General features: G+C 52.5%; 16 protein-coding genes and 1 tRNA gene. 12 read left to right on the top strand and 5 right to left on the bottom strand.

Annotated elements, in window-relative coordinates; genetic code table 11:
• The first annotated feature begins 85 nt into the window (after positions 1 to 85).
• From FHW66_RS19100 to FHW66_RS19075, 6 genes are all read left to right on the top strand, one after another.
• Positions 86 to 607, top strand: coding sequence for a DUF3800 domain-containing protein (locus tag FHW66_RS19100; RefSeq protein WP_221197029.1), 522 nt, complete (start codon positions 86 to 88; stop codon positions 605 to 607).
• A 76-nt stretch (positions 608 to 683) separates the two neighbouring features.
• Positions 684 to 1007, top strand: coding sequence for a DNA-binding transcriptional regulator (locus FHW66_RS19095; protein WP_183381420.1), 324 nt, complete (start codon positions 684 to 686; stop codon positions 1005 to 1007).
• Positions 1008 to 1237: 230 nt separating this feature from the next.
• A complete protein-coding gene (gene dcm / locus FHW66_RS19090) occupies positions 1238 to 2596 on the top strand; it encodes a DNA (cytosine-5-)-methyltransferase (RefSeq protein WP_183381419.1) in 1359 nt (452 codons plus the stop codon).
• 2 nt (positions 2597 to 2598) lie between these two features.
• Positions 2599 to 3051, top strand: coding sequence for a very short patch repair endonuclease (locus tag FHW66_RS19085; protein ID WP_183381418.1), 453 nt, complete (start codon positions 2599 to 2601; stop codon positions 3049 to 3051).
• A 3-nt stretch (positions 3052 to 3054) separates the two neighbouring features.
• Complete coding sequence (locus FHW66_RS19080; RefSeq protein ID WP_183381417.1) at positions 3055 to 4467, top strand: type II restriction endonuclease; 1413 nt, start codon at positions 3055 to 3057, stop codon at positions 4465 to 4467.
• Positions 4468 to 4567: 100 nt separating this feature from the next.
• Positions 4568 to 4972 (top strand): DUF4113 domain-containing protein, encoded by a 405-nt coding sequence (locus FHW66_RS19075; protein ID WP_255459069.1) that lies wholly within the window; start codon positions 4568 to 4570, stop codon positions 4970 to 4972.
• A 315-nt stretch (positions 4973 to 5287) separates the two neighbouring features.
• Here FHW66_RS19075 and FHW66_RS19070 read toward each other — a convergent pair.
• Positions 5288 to 5363, bottom strand: a tRNA-Thr gene (locus tag FHW66_RS19070).
• Positions 5364 to 5405: 42 nt separating this feature from the next.
• Complete coding sequence (locus FHW66_RS19065; RefSeq protein ID WP_255459068.1) at positions 5406 to 5885, bottom strand: MarR family winged helix-turn-helix transcriptional regulator; 480 nt, start codon at positions 5883 to 5885, stop codon at positions 5406 to 5408.
• A gap of 102 nt (positions 5886 to 5987) precedes the next feature.
• On the opposite strand from FHW66_RS19065, the gene FHW66_RS19060 reads away from it, so the two are divergent.
• From FHW66_RS19060 to FHW66_RS19040, 5 genes are all read left to right on the top strand, one after another.
• The gene (locus FHW66_RS19060; RefSeq protein ID WP_183381415.1) at positions 5988 to 7085 is read left to right on the top strand and encodes an HlyD family secretion protein; all 1098 of its coding nucleotides are present in this window, start codon (positions 5988 to 5990) and stop codon (positions 7083 to 7085) included.
• On the top strand, positions 7082 to 8632 hold the full coding sequence (locus FHW66_RS19055) for an MDR family MFS transporter (RefSeq protein WP_183381414.1): 1551 nt from the start codon (positions 7082 to 7084) through the stop codon (positions 8630 to 8632). Before FHW66_RS19060 ends, FHW66_RS19055 begins: the two co-directional genes overlap by 4 nt.
• An 8-nt stretch (positions 8633 to 8640) precedes the next feature.
• The gene (locus FHW66_RS19050) at positions 8641 to 10086 is read left to right on the top strand and encodes an efflux transporter outer membrane subunit (RefSeq protein WP_183381413.1); all 1446 of its coding nucleotides are present in this window, start codon (positions 8641 to 8643) and stop codon (positions 10084 to 10086) included.
• A gap of 91 nt (positions 10087 to 10177) precedes the next feature.
• Complete coding sequence (locus FHW66_RS19045; RefSeq protein ID WP_183381412.1) at positions 10178 to 11227, top strand: DMT family transporter; 1050 nt, start codon at positions 10178 to 10180, stop codon at positions 11225 to 11227.
• Positions 11228 to 11288: 61 nt separating this feature from the next.
• Entirely contained in the window at positions 11289 to 11849 is a 561-nt protein-coding gene (locus tag FHW66_RS19040; protein WP_183381411.1) for a cysteine hydrolase family protein, read from the top strand.
• Between the two features lie 20 nt (positions 11850 to 11869).
• Here the strand turns inward: FHW66_RS19040 and oxlT are convergent, their stop codons facing one another.
• A complete protein-coding gene (gene oxlT / locus FHW66_RS19035; protein WP_183381410.1) occupies positions 11870 to 13144 on the bottom strand; it encodes an oxalate/formate MFS antiporter in 1275 nt (424 codons plus the stop codon).
• A 185-nt stretch (positions 13145 to 13329) separates the two neighbouring features.
• Positions 13330 to 14112, bottom strand: coding sequence for a GntR family transcriptional regulator (locus FHW66_RS19030; protein ID WP_183381409.1), 783 nt, complete (start codon positions 14110 to 14112; stop codon positions 13330 to 13332).
• Positions 14113 to 14416: 304 nt separating this feature from the next.
• Between FHW66_RS19030 and rarD the strand changes: the two genes are divergently transcribed.
• Complete coding sequence (gene rarD, locus FHW66_RS19025) at positions 14417 to 15307, top strand: EamA family transporter RarD (protein ID WP_183381408.1); 891 nt, start codon at positions 14417 to 14419, stop codon at positions 15305 to 15307.
• A gap of 67 nt (positions 15308 to 15374) precedes the next feature.
• On the opposite strand, the gene FHW66_RS19020 is transcribed toward rarD, so the two are convergent.
• Positions 15375 to 16379 (bottom strand): class 1 fructose-bisphosphatase, encoded by a 1005-nt coding sequence (locus FHW66_RS19020; protein WP_183381407.1) that lies wholly within the window; start codon positions 16377 to 16379, stop codon positions 15375 to 15377.
• Between the last annotated feature and the right edge of the window lie 7 nt (positions 16380 to 16386).

Genomic DNA, 16386 nt, shown 5'->3' with positions numbered 1-16386 from the left:
TGCAACATTGGCCGCGGTTCTCCTTTCAAGGTGGAAATCGCTTTTTTGAGCATATCGTTCACCATTTGGAACTGCGGCGAGCGGCTTGTCTGGTATCAATAAATTCCGTACTGACAGCGTAAGACTATTTGCATGCATAGTCGAAAAAGCTGCACTGACAGGTACAGATCCTGTTCACTATTGCTTTGAGCAGATTGCAATGCGCTTCGATCAGTTTCTTGGTCGCCGCCATGCCAAACATAACGACCCACAACGAGGCTTGATGCTATTCGACGAATCAAGTACAGAAAAGAGACTTCAAACGCTCGCACGTGAGTTCAAGTATCAGGGCCATTCCTACGGCAAAACACGAAATTATGCAGAGGTCCCTGTCTTCTTGGATTCAAAAGCTACGCGCTTAATCCAACTAGCCGACTTAGTGGCATTTTCAATTTTTAGGCATTTCGAGCACAACGACGACCAATACTTCAATCTTATTAAGCACCGATTCGATGAAGAAGGCGGTGTTCAACATGGCTTTCATGTTCTACGTGCGCAAACAAACTCATCTATTCAGCCACAAGAAGCGAATGTATTTGTAGCGGCTCCGATAGTGAAGTCTGAATAAAATTTGTCTACAGTATCTACGACTTCCTCGTCAGCAAGATGCTCGTCAGATCAGAATTCGGGATAAGGTCATTGTCATGGCGACTAAGAAAAAATTTAAAAGTGATGCTTTTGAAGCAATTCATTCGTCTGCGCAAGCTCTTTTAAAAGTAGGTGCAATCGATAAAACAACACTGCACAATTTCGATGAGTCATGCCTAGTTGTAACGGATGAAATCGGGCCGGAGCAGATCAAAGAAATTCGCGAACATAACCATGTGAGCCAGCTTGTTTTTGCTCGCTATTTGAATACTAGCGAGTCCACCATTCAAAAATGGGAGACCGGTGAGAAGCGTCCTCGTGGCATGGCTCTCAAGTTGCTATCGATTGTGCAAAAGCATGGATTACAAATTCTTGCATGAATCAGTCTTGGCAGATGACTATACCGGTGGATTATGAGTCAATAGCACATTAAAAATGCGCTGCAAAGTCAGGGCAGGCGTGTCTTATTTACTATCCGGGAAATAATACCAGTTTGAGAAAATACAGCCAGAAACCCATTTAGGTATGCAAACTCAAGAGAACACCGGCACCCTACCGCTGGGTTAAATGAGTGATATCATATCACTCATTTATTCCAAAAATCTCAGATATGAACCAACATGACGAAGAACTGGCCCTACTGCGGAAGGTGCTGGAAGTGTACGATCAAAAGTATGTCGCAGAATATCTGAATAACATTTCCCCAAAAGATTGGTGTCGTGAAACCATCAATCGCTGGTTAAACGGAAAAGCATCCCCAAAGCTTAGTCATCATGAGTTTCAGCAGTTAGAACGATTGCTTCCACCTCCCCCGTCCGCTAACCGGAAATACGAATTCGATTTCATCGATCTTTTTGCCGGAATCGGTGGTATTCGGCGTGGCTTTGATGAGATTGGTGGCCGTTGTGTTTTGACGAGCGAATGGAACAAGTATTCTGTCCAGACTTACAAGGCAAATCATTATTCTGATCCAGATACACACATTTTTAATGAAGATATTCGAGAACTAACGCTTAGTGATAAGGAGGATGTGTCAGAGTCGGACGCCTACAAACATATCGATAGAGTCGTGCCAGACCACGATGTGTTGCTGGCGGGATTTCCTTGCCAGCCGTTCTCAATTGCAGGTGTCTCTAAAAAGAACTCACTAGGAATGAAGCACGGGTTCGAATGTAAGACGCAAGGTACATTATTTTTTGATGTCGCCCGAATCTTAGCAGTTAAACGGCCGGTTGCATTCGTACTTGAAAATGTAAAGAATTTGAAGAGTCATGACCGTGGTCGCACCTTCAAGGTAATTACCGAAACCTTGGAAGAACTGGGCTATTGGATATCAGATGCTGAACACCAAGGTCCGAGTGATCCAAAAATTATCGATGGAAAAAATTTCGTCCCTCAACATCGAGAACGGATTGTCCTTGTAGGATTTAGAAAGGATCTGTCCATCCATACGGATTTCTCATTATCTGATGTCACCAAACACATTCCCAAGAGGAAGACTGTACTTGGCGACCTCTTGGAAAGTAAGGTTGACGATAAATATATCCTCACACCAAAGCTATGGGAATACCTGTTTAATTATTCAATTAAGCACAAGGAGAAGGGTAATGGCTTCGGCTACGGTCTCGTAAAAGGTACAGACACAACCCGGACGCTATCCGCCCGATATCACAAAGATGGATCCGAAATCTTGGTAGATCGTGGATTCAATCCTGAATTGCCACTTTCGGACGCTTCCAATCAAGCTAATAGGCCACGCAGGTTGACTCCCCGCGAATGCGCTCGCCTAATGGGATACGACGCACCTGGTGATAGCAACTTCAGAATTCCAGTTTCAGATACACAGGCATATCGTCAATTCGGCAATTCTGTGGTCGTCCCGGTATTTTCTGCGGTTGCCAAACTGATGAAATCCAGAATATTGGAAGGAAAAAAGAAGGCTGCCCGTCCACTAAAAAAGGTAGCGTAGGTTTGACGGATGTTCACAATCCAAATATTCGCTCGAAAAATATGCGGGCGATTCGCTGCAAAGACACAAAACCGGAACTCTTGGTTAGAAAGGCTCTGCATGCACGCGGTTTTCGATATCGCGTGCATGTAAGGTCATTGCCCGGATCACCCGATCTAGTGTTTCCCAAGTACCAATCGGTTATATTTATTCATGGGTGTTTTTGGCATCGACATGACTGTTCATATTTTAAAATGCCAAAAACTCGTACCGAATTCTGGAGCAGTAAGATAGCTGCAAATATCCGACGGGATGAAAGTGCAATTTGCGCATTACACAGTCTGGGATGGCGCGTCCTAGTGGTTTGGGAGTGTGCACTGAGAAAAAAAGATGATGCATTAACCGCTCATGTAGACGAAATAGAAAAATGGATATGCGGTGGACTATCCGCAAAAGACGCTGCTTATGATCGATAACTTATGAAAAAGACGAATTCTCTATTTCCTGAATTAACTCAAAAAAAATTAGCCCTCGAAACCGTTGAAGAACCGGCTGTAAATGCTTTGAGCATTTTGATGGACAGCTCAGAGGAACTGTTTATAAAAAAAATGTCCCTCAATGACTGGGAGTGGACAATAAAGAAAAACAAGCATCAAAACGGTCCTCTTATTCCAAAAGAACAGAGAGACAGTGATTTTTTTCCCGCCCGCGCCCTTCTTGATCGTGAACCTGGAAAAGCTGAAATCTGGCTTGCAAGATTCGACATCGTATGGCCACAGACCGGCGAGGTAAAACTTGCCTCGTTGCGTTATTTCACGAGTAAGAACGAAGCGCATTTAACCGGCGTACCAAGCTATCTTTTTTCAGAAATTGCTCCGGCATCCTTTATCGTAATCGGTAAAAACACGAAAGATTCGGCAGAGCACGCCAGCTATCTGGCAGTTGTGATCGATTCAGAAAGTGAGGAGGCAGATGCTTTAGTAGATATGTTCAGTTTGGGGCCTAAATTCCAAAGTGGATTATTTATTCCAGCGATAGCTGTACGGTCCTACCAGGATAAAGTTTTCGACTTCGTTGATCAAGCTCTTGCTGCTTTCAAGGCAGGAAATCTGGATACATTCGCCAGAAATCATGCTTCACTACCGGAGCCGAATGAGATTGCATTGATGGCGCAACGAGAGTATCAAAAACGAGTCGGAAAGCTCACTAACTTTGATCCATTTTTAATGTCCACCCCAGGCGATTGTCTGCTGGAAATAAGTCGGGGTATTGAGCTTGAAATATTTCGCGAATACGAACTTCGTCAACGATCACTTGAGTTAGTAAAAGTAATTTTGGGATCCAGCCCGAACGGCAATAGCATTGAATCGGTATTCCGCAACATCATTCAAAACTTCCCGCTAATCGATAAGATACTTCTATCTGCATCTCAAACTAGGAAGTCGAGAGCAGGTAGGTCATTTGAATTTCACATTCAAACAATGTTGGAAGACGGTAAGGTGCCACATGAAGTTCAAGTCGTCATGGCTTCGAAACGACGCCCTGATTTTATATTGCCAAGTTTTGATCTTTATAACCGAAGAGGTAGAGAGCATAAACATGCATTAGTCTTAAGCGCCAAAACTACCTTGCGCGAACGCTGGAAGCAAGTAGAGGGAGAAATTAAAGATTGCGACCTCTATCTTGCCACCGTGGATGACAAAATTGCTGAGAATGCAATCCAATCAATGCAAGCTTCAGGGATAAAATTGGTCGTCCCAGAGTCACTAAAAAAATCGGAAATTACCACATACAAAAATCAAGAGAATGTAATTTCTTTTAAAGAATTTTTTCATCGTCATCTAAAAGATGATCGATATCCAGACTGGCGCTCTATGGGGATTATTATTTAATAAAAAATATTAATCCGGTAGATGATCTATGTCCAGAAGCTTGATCGAAAGCACCAGCGGTTGCTAGCTCTGTCGAAATATCTGCTCCGAGTGCTGAGCCTTGCATGTCTTTGTTCAGACGGATCAATTCAAAACAGACGAACAATACGACAACGGCCGCACCATCCCACTACCAAGCCCCAGCGCAGATCTTCGTGTACTGAACAAAGCCGCCCTAGGGGGTTTAAAAAAAATATTCATACCAGAATTACGCTACAAAAAAGCCGGTGTCATCCTGATGAACCTCGAGCCGCGCAAGGCAATGCAAGGGATTTTGTTTGAAAACGGTGTATCAAAACAAGACTCCCCTGCCTTAATGAATGCCATGGATGCGATAAACAAGCGCTACGGACACGACACCTTACGCTTAGGGTCTGGTGCTGGTTTTGGACGATGGAAAGCCCGTTTCGACAATAAAACATTCCACTACACGACGGATTGGTCTGAGCTACCAAAAGCGTTTTAGTAAAAACCGTTGATACAGCTATTTTTAGCCGTGAACTTCACCGAAGCATGCTGCTGATATTTGTTTGATTGGCAATGGCGTGCAAATTTCGAACATCAATACTTTACTAAAGGGCTGGTAGGAAGCATAACCGGAAAAGAGATAGTAAATATCTTCGTCGGCAACTCATCAAAAGCCCTCCAAAATCACGAGACTTCCATCCTGAAGTATTCAGAACTTACCTCGGCATATGCGGGAAATTCGCATTGAAAATTTTTCGATTTTTTGGACGTAAAAAAAGGCCCTCACAAACGGAGGGCCTTTTTTTAGTAATACTGGTGCTGGCTGCAGGACTTGAACCCGCCACCCCCTGATTACGAATCAGTTGCTCTACCAACTGAGCTACATCAGCGCGGACGAAATTATAGCGTTTTCATCAATTTCAACGCAAACCTCAAGCGCTCGCTTCATCGGCTGCAATCCCCTCCCCCAGCTCACGCAAGCGATCATTCAGACGGCCTAACAAACGCGCCAGCTGGGCCTTCTCTTCATTGCTGAGAACTTCAAATAATTGCTCGGTAAAACGTTCTCGCAAGGGCTCGGACTGCTGTAACGCCGTCACGCCTTCCGGAGTCAGCGAGATGTATTTGACGCGGCGGTCTACCGTGTCGACAACGCGCTCTACCAACCCATCCTTTTCCAACGCATCAAGCGCTTCGGTAATGGTGCGCGGTGCAAAACCGAATGCTTCCACCAGATCGGCAGAACGTACTTTGCCCTGCCGATGAATGAACAGCATCGTTTTGGTCTTGGCCAGCGAGACCCCTTTGGATGACATCAAACGGTTCAGCGTGCGCTGTGATGTCTGATAAAAGTCACGCATCGCGTCAACCGCAGCCGTGTGCTCCGCTGCAGATGAGAAGGTGTTGGACATAATTTCCTTTAATAGCATATTATATGGCACCTCCACTAATTATTGGTGCCATGATTTATTCCCTGGTGCCGAGTGTTTCATATTGATCAGGACAGAACAAGCATGAGTGCAACGGACAACACCACTGATACTCCCGGGAAACGCCTTGGCGGCGGAGCCACTATCGTCTTGCGCTGTGGCGCAGCGCTGGCGGTCATCGCACTGGGAGGCTGGCTCTTTTATCACGAAACACGCGGCAAGTATCTTGAAGGCACCGACGATGCCTACGTCTACGCTGATACGGTGACGGTGTCACCGAAGGTGTCGGGCTATGTCGAGCAGGTCTATGTTGCCGACAATCAAGAAGTCAAGGCTGGCCAGCCGCTGGTACGGATCGACCCGCGCGATTACGCGGCGCAAAGTGCCCAGTTCAAGGCACAAATCGCGGCCGCAGCGGCCAGCGAAGATGCCGCCAAGGCTTCCCTGCTGGAACAAAAAAGTGCGATTGAGCAGGCGCGTGCGCAGCTGAGCTCCGCCGAGGAAGATGCGCGTTACGCCAATACTGAAGCGCAGCGTTATACGCCATTGGCGGCCAGCGGAGCAGAAACCCAGGAAAAACTGAACTCACTCCGTAGCAAAGCGATACAGGCCAATGCCACCGTGCAGCAACGGCGTGCTGCATTGGATGCGGCCGAGGCCAAAATCAGTTCGATTCAGGCGCAGGTCCGTCAGGCACAAGCGCAGGGTGAAAATGCGCACGCCCAGCAAGACGCTGCCAACGTCAATCTGGCGGCAACCGATATCAAGGCCAGTACCGATGGCCGTATCGGTGACAAGTCGGTGCGCGTCGGCCAGTTTGTGGCCGCGGGTACGCGCCTGATGTCGGTGGTGCCATCGGCGTTCTATGTGGTGGCCAACTTCAAGGAAACCCAGATCGGCCTGATGCGCGTTGGGCAGACGGCAAGCATCAAGCTCGATGCACTGCCGGACCAGCCAGTGATCGGTCATGTGGATAGTATTTCGCCAGGCACAGGTGCGCAGTTCTCTCTGTTGCCACCGCAGAATGCGACGGGCAACTTTACCAAGATCGTGCAGCGCGTCCCGGTGAAGATCGCCATCGATGCCACACCGGCGTTGCGTCGCCTGCTGGTGGCTGGTCTGTCGGTGACGGTGGAGGTCAACACCCGCACTGACCAGAATCAACCAGAGCAAAGCAAATGAGTACGCCATCGCAGGCATCCTTGCCTGAACGCGCTGATGCAGCGGCGTGGCTGGCGGTTGCTGCCGGCACGCTGGGTGCCTTGATGGCAACGCTGGATATTTCCATCGTCAATTCATCACTGCCAACCATTCAAGGGGAAATCGGGGCCAGTGGTACCGAAGGCACCTGGATTGCGACTGCCTATCTGGTGGCGGAAATCATTGTGATTCCCTTGTCCGGCTGGCTGGTGAAACTGCTGGGCTTACGCACACTGCTATTAACGGCGGCCAGTTTGTTTACCGGCTTTTCAATGTTGTGCGGTATCGCGGACAGCCTGCCGACCATGATCATCGGTCGGGTTGGTCAAGGCTTTACCGGTGGCGTGCTGATCCCGACGGCAATGACGATTATTGCGACGCGTCTGCCGCGCTGGCAGCAGCCGGTTGGTAATTCAATGTTCGGCGCCACGGTCATTTTAGGGCCGGTATTGGGGCCGGTGCTGGGTGGCTGGCTGACCGAGAATATCAACTGGCACTATGCATTTTTTATCAACCTGCCGGTTGGTATCGCCTTAATTACGCTGCTGCTGGTGGCCATGCCAGCGGCGCGACCAAAGTGGGAACAACTGCGAGAAGCTGACTGGCTGGGCATTCTCGGCATGGCGCTGGGCTTGGGGGGATTGACCGTCGTTCTGGAAGAAGGCGAGCGCGCGCAATGGTTTGCCTCGACCGATATGCGCTGGCTGGCGGCAACATCGCTGCTGGGATTCGTGTTGCTTGGTATCGGCCAGTTACGCGCCAGCCATCCGGTGATTCAGTTGCGCCTGCTGCGTGACCGTCAATTTGGTGCGGTAGTGGTCATGGCCATGGTAGTGGGTGTGGCGCTGTATGGCACGGCGTATGTCATCCCGCAGTTCCTCTCGGGGATTGCTGACTACAACTCGCTGCAGTCCGGTGAGATTGTGTTGCTCTCAGGTGTGCCGATGATTTTGATGATGCCGTTCACGCCGCTATTGATGCGTAAGGTGCATATCCGGCTGGCGGTGGGTGGTGGTTTGCTGATGCTGGCCATGAGTGCGTTTCTACAGACGGATCTGACGCCTCTGTCCACCGGTGGCTCGTTTGTGGCTTCACAATTATTGCGTGGGCTGGGAACAGTGTTGTCGATGATGTTCCTGAATCAGGCGGCGATCCGTTCGGTACCAGCTTCACAGGCCGGTGATGCGGCAGGTTTATATAGCGCCGCACGTAACTTGGGTGGATCGCTGGCACTGGCGGGGATCGCCGTGATTCAGGATCAACGGGTCTGGCTGCATAGCCGTCGTCTGGAAGAAAGCATGTCGGCCAATTCGGTGCTGGTGCAGAACTACATGCATGCGCAAACCAGCGCTCTGGGTAGTCAGGCGACCGCCTTCCAGGCGCTGGGCGGCAGCATTCAGATTCAGGCCCTTACCATGACCTATGCCGATCTGTTCTGGATGCTGGGCGTGGGAATCATGTTCATCACGCCGCTGGTGTTTTTTCTGCGCCCCCTGCCAATGTCGGCACCTCCGGTGGCGGCTCATTAAAGAATATTATGCAACCTTTGACTCCTTTCACTCGACGTTTCCTTCAGCAGTTCACACTGCTGGCACCTCTGGCATTGTTCACATTGCTGTCGGCATGCACCCTCGGGCCTGACTATGCAGGACCACCCGAGGCGGCTCCCCATGCGCTACAAAGCGCGCATTTTGTGCGTGCCGATGGCGCATCGATGTCAGCCAGCATGCCTGTCAATCAATGGTGGCAAGGCTTGTCGGACCCTGTGCTCAATGACTTGATTGCACGCGCCTTGCAGGCCAACCCCAACCTCAATATTGCCAAGGCACGCCTGCAGCAGTCGCGTGCGGCACTGCATCTGGAGCAGGCCAATGCGCTACCTTCCGGCGGTGCCTCGGCAATTGCCGCACGTGCTGACCTGCCATCATTGACGACCAGCGGAAAGTCGACCGACTTCAACCTGTTCACTACCGGTTTCGATGCCACCTGGGAAGTCGATATTTTTGGCGGGCACCGTCGCAGTATCGAAGCTGCCAATGCCAGCGCAGCAGCGGCCGAAGCCTCGCTGGCAGACGTTCAGGTCAGTCTGGCGGCGGAAGTGGCCAATGCCTACATCAGCCTGCGCGAACGCCAGCAACGTCTGGCGCTGGGCGAGCGCATCATGCAGTTGCAGCAACAAATGATTGCTCTCACGCAGCAACGGGTGACGCATGGCACAGCAACCAGTCTTGATCTGATCCGCGCCCAGAATCAGCTTGATGCAACGCGTGCTGATCAGGTCCCGCTCCATACCGATTGCGAGATCTATGAGAATCAACTGGCAACCTTGCTGGGACAAGAGCCTGGCGCGCTGGACCAGCAATTGAACCTGCTTGCGCCCTTGCCATTGCCACCTGTCTCGGTGGCAATCGGTGACCCGGTGCAGCTGTTGCGACATCGTCCCGATATCCGCGCGGCAGAGCGTACCCTGGCAGCCGATACGGCCAAAATTGGTCAGGCCGAAGCCGCACGTTATCCAAGCATCAAATTATTGGGCGTGATTGGCCTGGGTGGTACACAAGTCTCCGATATGACGCATCTGGATGATTTTTCAGGGATCATCGCCCCGACCCTGAGCTGGAGTTTCCTCGACTTCGGTCGCAATGCGGCGCGTGTGGATCAGGCCGAACAGGTACGTAACGAGGCGGAAATCAAATACCGTCAGAGCGTACTGGAAGCCCTGCGTGATGCCGAAGATTCGCTGTCACGCTTTGGCCATGGACGAACTTCGGTGGCGACGCTGGCGCGCACCAAGGCAGCGGCGGATCAATCGCTGGGACTGGTGCAGCAGCGCTATCATGCCGGTACTACCACCAGTATCGATGTGCTCGACACCACGCGCCAGCAACTGGTCGCGCAGCAGAATCTGCTCCAGGCAGAAGCCAATCTGACCCGCAGTTTTGTGGCGATTCAAAAAGCCCTTGGTCTGGGCTGGGGTAGCTGAAGGGAATAGCGGAAGAAGTGGCAGAAGCGGCAGCGGGTAAAATAGAATTTCACCGCTTCCTGTTTTTTGCGTTCTCTACTCTGCCCGCTCCATGAAACTCTCTGCTCTGGCTCACTCTCCCGGCGTCAAAGCCGCCTTGCTGGCGGCTTTGCTGTTTGGCGCTGCCACACCGCTGGCAAAACTGTTCCTTCTCAACAACTCGCCTTGGATGCTGGCTGGTTTGTTCTATATGGGTTCAGGACTGGGCCTGACCGTCTATCGACGCCTCACGCACGCTGAACCGGTGGTATTGCCTGCTGGCGAACGCTGGTGGTTTCTCGGTGCGGTCGCCGCTGGTGGTGTGATCGCGCCGGTACTGATGATGGTCGGTCTGACGCATATGCCAGCTTCGGGCGCTTCCTTGCTTTTGAATGCAGAAGGAGTTTTGACGGCCTTGCTGGCATGGTGCGTCTTCAAGGAAAACGTGGATCGTCGTATCGCGCTGGGCATGCTCGCCATCGTTGCCGGTGCGGTGATCCTGAGCTGGCCGGAGCAAGCTTCACTGCGTGCGCAGTGGCCAGCATTGTTGATTGTGGCAGCCTGCCTGGCATGGGCCATCGACAATAATCTGACGCGCAAGGTGTCACTCAATGACGCTACCTGGGTGGCCTCAGTCAAAGGGTTGATTGCCGGTACCAGCAATCTGCTAATGGCGACGCTGGCTGGTGCTAGCCTGCCCTCTTTGCCGGTGATCGGCGGCGCCATGTTGCTTGGTTTGCTGGCGTATGGCGTGAGCCTGACCCTGTTTGTAATTGCGCTGCGTCACCTCGGTACTGCACGTACGGGAGCATACTTTTCCGTCGCGCCGTTTCTAGGGGCGGTATTGGCGCTGATCCTGGGTGAACCGGTGACTCCGGGACTGCTGCTTGCCGGCGGCTTGATGGCCTGGGGTGTCTGGCTGCATCTTTCGGAGCAGCATGCTCATGAACACGTGCATCCCGACACGGCGCATGAGCATGAACACACGCACGACGAGCATCATCAGCATGCGCATGATTTCCCGGTCCCAGCGGGGACCCGCCACCGGCATTTCCATCAACACGAACGGCTGGAGCATCGGCATGCGCATTATCCAGATGCACATCATCAGCATCGGCATTGATACTGATTTCGCCACACATCGTTGATCTCCCCTCTTCCCTGCATTCCAGAAAGGAATCTGCATGTCCAGCGCAACGGCATTACTCGTCATCGATGTTCAGCACGGCTTGTTTGTGACCTCTCCACCACCAGCGCAATCGGTGGAGGTCATTGAGCGGATCAATCTCTTGACTGAACGCGCTCGCGCCCATGCGGTGCCGGTCATCTTCATCCAGCATGAACAAGCCAGCGACGGTTTGATTCCCGGCTCTGCCGCGCATGCCCTGGATGCACGTCTACAGGTTACGGATGGCGACCTCCGGATTGGGAAAACCACGCCAGACTCGTTCTTGCGCACCCCGCTTGGCGACACGCTGAACGCGCTTCAGGTGAAACAACTGGTGGTCTGTGGTTACTCCACGGAGTTCTGTGTCGACAGTACCGTCCGGCGTGCTGCCGGACTGGGTTACCACGTCACGATCGCCGCTGACGCCCATACGGCACACGACAAACCACACGCCAGCGGTGAAGCGATACGCCGTCACCACAATGCAACCTTGCCGGCGATTTCCAGTTTCGGGGTCCGTATCGCCGCGATCGACAGCGCGGCAATTGGCTTTCGTGCAGGTGCACTGGCAGCATAAATCTGCGGTGTACCTTGAACTCAGGCTTTATCCAGAAACTTTCTGCGCCAGGGCTTGAGCACCAGCAATGCCAACACAGCGGTGACGATATCGAGTGTGATCGCGCTACTGAAAACCGGTACCCAGCTACCGGTTTTTTCATGCATCAAGGCAGCTAGCGGGCCGCCAAGAATCGAGCCGATCCCTTGTGAAATATAGAGCCAGCCATAATTGGCAGTGGCGTAGCGGGTACCAAAGGTGTCAGTCAGCGTTGAGGGAAACAAGGAAAAAATTTCACCCCAGCCAAAGAACACAACGCCCGACAACAGGACGAACAGTACTGCATTGTCGCGCGTGAGCAGCCACAGCGCCATGGCGATACCTTCTAGCGCAAAGGCCATGAACATGGTGTTTTCGCGGCCAAAGCGATCGGATACCCAGCCAAAGAAAGGCCGTGTCAGACCATTGGTCAGGCGATCGATGGTCAGTGCCAGTGGCAATGCAGCGAGCCCGAGCACCATCACGCTGGCAACACCAAAGTCACGCGCAAACGTTGCCATTTGTGAGGTCACCATCAGCCCGGAGGTGGACATCATTGTCATCATGGTGAACATCAACCAGAACAGCGGCGTACGCAACATTTGCCGCGGGGCCATGTCCCTGCCGTTGTTTTGACCCAATGCAGGCGCTGGCAAAACAGTGGTGGCGTCCGGCGAACGCAAGGCTTGTGAGGCAATCACGCCAATGACAGCAAACAGCAAGCCAAATTGCCATAGCGTGGTTTCCAGCCCCTTACCGGCCAGTGCAGCTGAAATCGGGAACGTCGTCAGAATCGCTCCCATGCCGTAACCTGCGGCGACCATGCCGACCGCGAATCCGCGACGGTCTGGGAACCAGCGCACCATCTGCCCGACCACACCAACATAAACAATTCCGGTACCGAGGCCGCCGACCAGACCATAACTGAGGTAGAGCATGCCAATAGTGCTGGCCTGGGATGCCAGCACCCAGCTCAAACCCGACATCAGCGTACCAAGCCCGATCAGACGTCGTGCGCCGAAGCGCTCAATCAGACTGCCTTGAAATGGCGAGAAAAACGTTTGCAGCACGATTAACATGGAAAAGGTGATCTGCAACTGCGACAGAGGAACACCCAGTTTGACAGCCAGCGGCTTGGTGAAGAGGGTCCAGACATACTGCGGGCTGGAAATCGCCATCATGCAGATCAGGCTGATGATCAGTTGCAGCCAGCGGTTTTGCAATTGCCCGGCAGCCCGGGCGGATGCCGGCGGGAGGGATTCGGTCAAGGTAGCCATACATTTCTCCTGGAAGATGAATTGCGTAACGTAGTACCGACAGAAATTTATGTATGCATAAATTTTGACGAACTAGTTGCACGATTCATGCCACCAGGAGAGGCGATGACAAAGCACGAGGATAAGGATTAATCGTCGCTAATAAATTATTTTAGGCAAGAAATAGCCATGAATACGCACCACAATCAACCAAAGCGCTTGCGCCGTCCGGGTGCGGCAGCCGGTTGCTGGCCCAGCTCGGTGCGCACCTGCTCGAGGCGGTCAATGGTGATCTGTTCGACCACGGTATGACTGTCCTGAATATGCTGGAGCAGCAATACCTCGGTCTGAGCGACATCACCGGCATCGAGTGCGTCGAGAATGGCGATATGTTCTTCGTAGGTATCGCGGATGCAATCGCCATAGGCGAAATCGAGACGGCGCATGATGCGGATATGCTCGGTCACTTGCCGATAGACCAGATCGGTTTCCGGATTGCCTGCGGCCGCTACCAGGGCGATATGAAAACCTTCATCCAGCACTGCGAGCTCAAGTCCGTCGGTTTCGCGCTGATTTGTAGCAACACGCCACCTTGCTGCGACGTCTCCCAGCAGTTCCTCGCATGCCGGGCTGCGCGGCTGCTTCTCGGCGATACTCTTGGCAACGCGCTTGGCGGCGTGCAACTCAATCATTTCACGTAACTCGTAAAGCGCCGCGAAGCGTCCCAGATCAAGCGGTACCACTTCCCAGCCGTTACGAAAATAACCGCGTACCAGACCTTCACTCTGCAAACGCATGAGCGCTTCCCGAACCGGTGTGCGCGAGACTTGCAGGCGCTCAGCCACATCATTCTCCGCAAAGCGGTCACCGGGCATGAGTCGGAATGCAAAAATATCTTCACGCAAACGCTCGTAGACCGACTCGGCTAGTCGAATGATGGGACGACGGGTGGATTTATCAGCGCTGATGAGAGGCAAAATCTGTTTCATACACGAACCATAAACCTTGAATGGAGACCCTAGGAAAGGAACCAGAAAACAAAGCAAGACAACACAAAAGAACGCAAAACAAGTTGCACGATGCTACAACAAACAATAGCAGCGGCGCGACATGGTATCGCAGGCGCTGGCAGAGTTGTTATCAGGGAATTTCTGAGCTGTGGTAAGGATTGGCGATTACCAAATCCGCACATCGTCATGAATGGCCGAAGATAAGCATACTTGGTGCCAGCTTACACCCGTGGTGAAGGTTAAAATTGCAGGATTGCCAAAAAAACTCGTTTTTATTTCCCGCATGACAACTTCCAACACAGTACGTGGTATCACCCTGTCGGTGAGCGCGTCCATCCTGTTCGCCACCATGTCTGCCTATACCCAATGGCTGTCACCGCTGAGCGGTCTCGATCTGCTGGCATGGCGAGTACTGTGGACTTTACCAGCACTACTGGTGCTGCTGTGGTGGAAGGGGCTCGGGCAAGCATTGATAGACGCCATCGGCAGTATGCTAAGACGCCCTTTGCTCGGACTTTTCTTTCTGGCGCTGGCAGCAATGCTGGGTGTGCAGGTATGGCTGTTTCTGTGGGGCTCAGTCAATGGACGTGCCCTGGAAGTGTCGCTCGGTTATTTTATGCTGCCCTTGACGATGGTGCTGGTGGGACGCTTCTACTATCGGGAACAGCTTGATATCTGGCAGCAACTCGCCGTCTTTTGCGCCTGCGTGGGTGTATTGCATGAGCTCTGGCTGACGCGCGCGTTCGCCTGGCCAAGCCTGGTGGTGGCTCTGGGTTATCCACCTTACCTTGTCATGCGTCGCCAAGTCTCCTTGAATTCATTGGTGACGTTCGCGCTGGAGATGCTATTGCTGGCCCCAGCTGCAATATGGGTGCTGGCGCACAGCCCCAATCTGGCTATTGTGACAGCACGACCACCATTGCTGTGGTTGCTGCTGCCGGTGCTGGGTCTGCTGAGCACCATGGCACTGGCGTGTTACCTGCGGGCCAGCGGCATGTTGCCGATGGCCTTGTTCGGCATTCTTGGTTATGTGGAGCCGGTGTTGCTGGTGATTGTGGCAACCGCCTTGCTGCATGAATCACTGACGCTGGCAAAACTGGGAACCTATGTGCCGATCTGGCTGGCTGTCGGCTTTACCGCTATCCATAGCGTCAAGCTGATGCAGAAGCGCTGACCGGTTTGTCCACAAAAAAGCCGTTACCCGAATCGCGGTAACGGCTTCAACTGAACAGCGGTGATGCTTATTGCTGGTGATACGAAGTCACGCGTTCAACTTCGTTTTTCGAGCCCAGGAACACGGCGACACGTTGATGCAGCTTCTCGGGCTGGATGTCGAGAATACGTTGCTTACCATTGGTCGCAGCACCACCGGCCTGCTCGACGATGAAGGCCATTGGATTGGCTTCATACATCAGACGCAGCTTACCCGCCTTGTCCGGTTCACGGGCATCGGCTGGATACATGAATACACCACCGCGGTTGAGGATACGATGGACATCCGCCACCATGGAGGCGATCCAGCGCATGTTGAAATCCTTTTGGCGTGGTCCAGTCGTGCCGGCCAGCACTTCGTCAACATAACGTTTGACCGGTGGATACCAGTGCCGTGCATTGGAGGCATTGATGGCGAATTCCTTGGTATCTTCAGGAATCTGCATGTCACGCTGGGTCAGTACCCAGGCCCCCATTTCACGGTCCAGCGTGAAGCAGTGGACACCGTCGCCAGTGGTGAGCACCAGAACGGTTTGTGGACCATAGACGGCATAACCGGCAGCAACCTGCTTGCTGCCGGGCTGCAGGAAATCCTTTTCGGTTGGCTGTGTCATGCCTTCAGGCGCCTTGAGAACCGAGAAAATGGTACCGATCGAGACGTTCACATCGATATTGCTGGAACCATCCAGCGGATCGAACATCAGCAGATATTCGCCCTTGGGATAACGGTTGGGGATCGGATGGATGGTTTCCATTTCTTCCGACGCCATACCTGCCAGATGTCCGCCCCATTCATTAGCTTCGAGCAGAATTTCGTTGGAAATTACATCGAGCTTCTTTTGCACTTCGCCTTGCACGTTCTCGCTGCCGGCGCTGCCCAGTACTTCACCCAGTGCGCCCTTGCCGACGGCATGGCTGATGCTCTTGCAGGCGCGACCGACCACTTCGATCAACAGGCGCAGCTCCGAAGGAATCTTGTTATGCAGGCGCTGCTGCTCAATCAAGTGTTGGGTAAGGCTGATACGTTTGCTCATGATGCTC

The organism is Herbaspirillum sp. Sphag64 (genome assembly GCF_014192645.1).
In the GTDB taxonomy this organism is placed as follows: domain Bacteria; phylum Pseudomonadota; class Gammaproteobacteria; order Burkholderiales; family Burkholderiaceae_D; genus Herbaspirillum.
This window is presented reverse-complemented; position numbering and strand designations above follow the sequence as displayed.

Excerpts from the sequence above, each read along its gene's own strand:
- FHW66_RS19095 (WP_183381420.1), top strand. The coding sequence starts at position 684 with ATGGCGACTAAGAAAAAATTTAAAAGTGATGCTTTTGAAGCAATTCAT.
- dcm (WP_183381419.1), top strand. The coding sequence starts at position 1,238 with ATGAACCAACATGACGAAGAACTGGCCCTACTGCGGAAGGTGCTGGAA.
- FHW66_RS19080 (WP_183381417.1), top strand. The coding sequence starts at position 3,055 with ATGAAAAAGACGAATTCTCTATTTCCTGAATTAACTCAAAAAAAATTA.
- FHW66_RS19065 (WP_255459068.1), bottom strand. The coding sequence starts at position 5,885 with ATGTCCAACACCTTCTCATCTGCAGCGGAGCACACGGCTGCGGTTGAC.
- FHW66_RS19060 (WP_183381415.1), top strand. The coding sequence starts at position 5,988 with ATGAGTGCAACGGACAACACCACTGATACTCCCGGGAAACGCCTTGGC.
- FHW66_RS19055 (WP_183381414.1), top strand. The coding sequence starts at position 7,082 with ATGAGTACGCCATCGCAGGCATCCTTGCCTGAACGCGCTGATGCAGCG.
- FHW66_RS19050 (WP_183381413.1), top strand. The coding sequence starts at position 8,641 with ATGCAACCTTTGACTCCTTTCACTCGACGTTTCCTTCAGCAGTTCACA.
- FHW66_RS19045 (WP_183381412.1), top strand. The coding sequence starts at position 10,178 with ATGAAACTCTCTGCTCTGGCTCACTCTCCCGGCGTCAAAGCCGCCTTG.
- FHW66_RS19040 (WP_183381411.1), top strand. The coding sequence starts at position 11,289 with ATGTCCAGCGCAACGGCATTACTCGTCATCGATGTTCAGCACGGCTTG.
- oxlT (WP_183381410.1), bottom strand. The coding sequence starts at position 13,144 with ATGGCTACCTTGACCGAATCCCTCCCGCCGGCATCCGCCCGGGCTGCC.
- FHW66_RS19030 (WP_183381409.1), bottom strand. The coding sequence starts at position 14,112 with ATGAAACAGATTTTGCCTCTCATCAGCGCTGATAAATCCACCCGTCGT.
- rarD (WP_183381408.1), top strand. The coding sequence starts at position 14,417 with ATGACAACTTCCAACACAGTACGTGGTATCACCCTGTCGGTGAGCGCG.
- FHW66_RS19020 (WP_183381407.1), bottom strand. The coding sequence starts at position 16,379 with ATGAGCAAACGTATCAGCCTTACCCAACACTTGATTGAGCAGCAGCGC.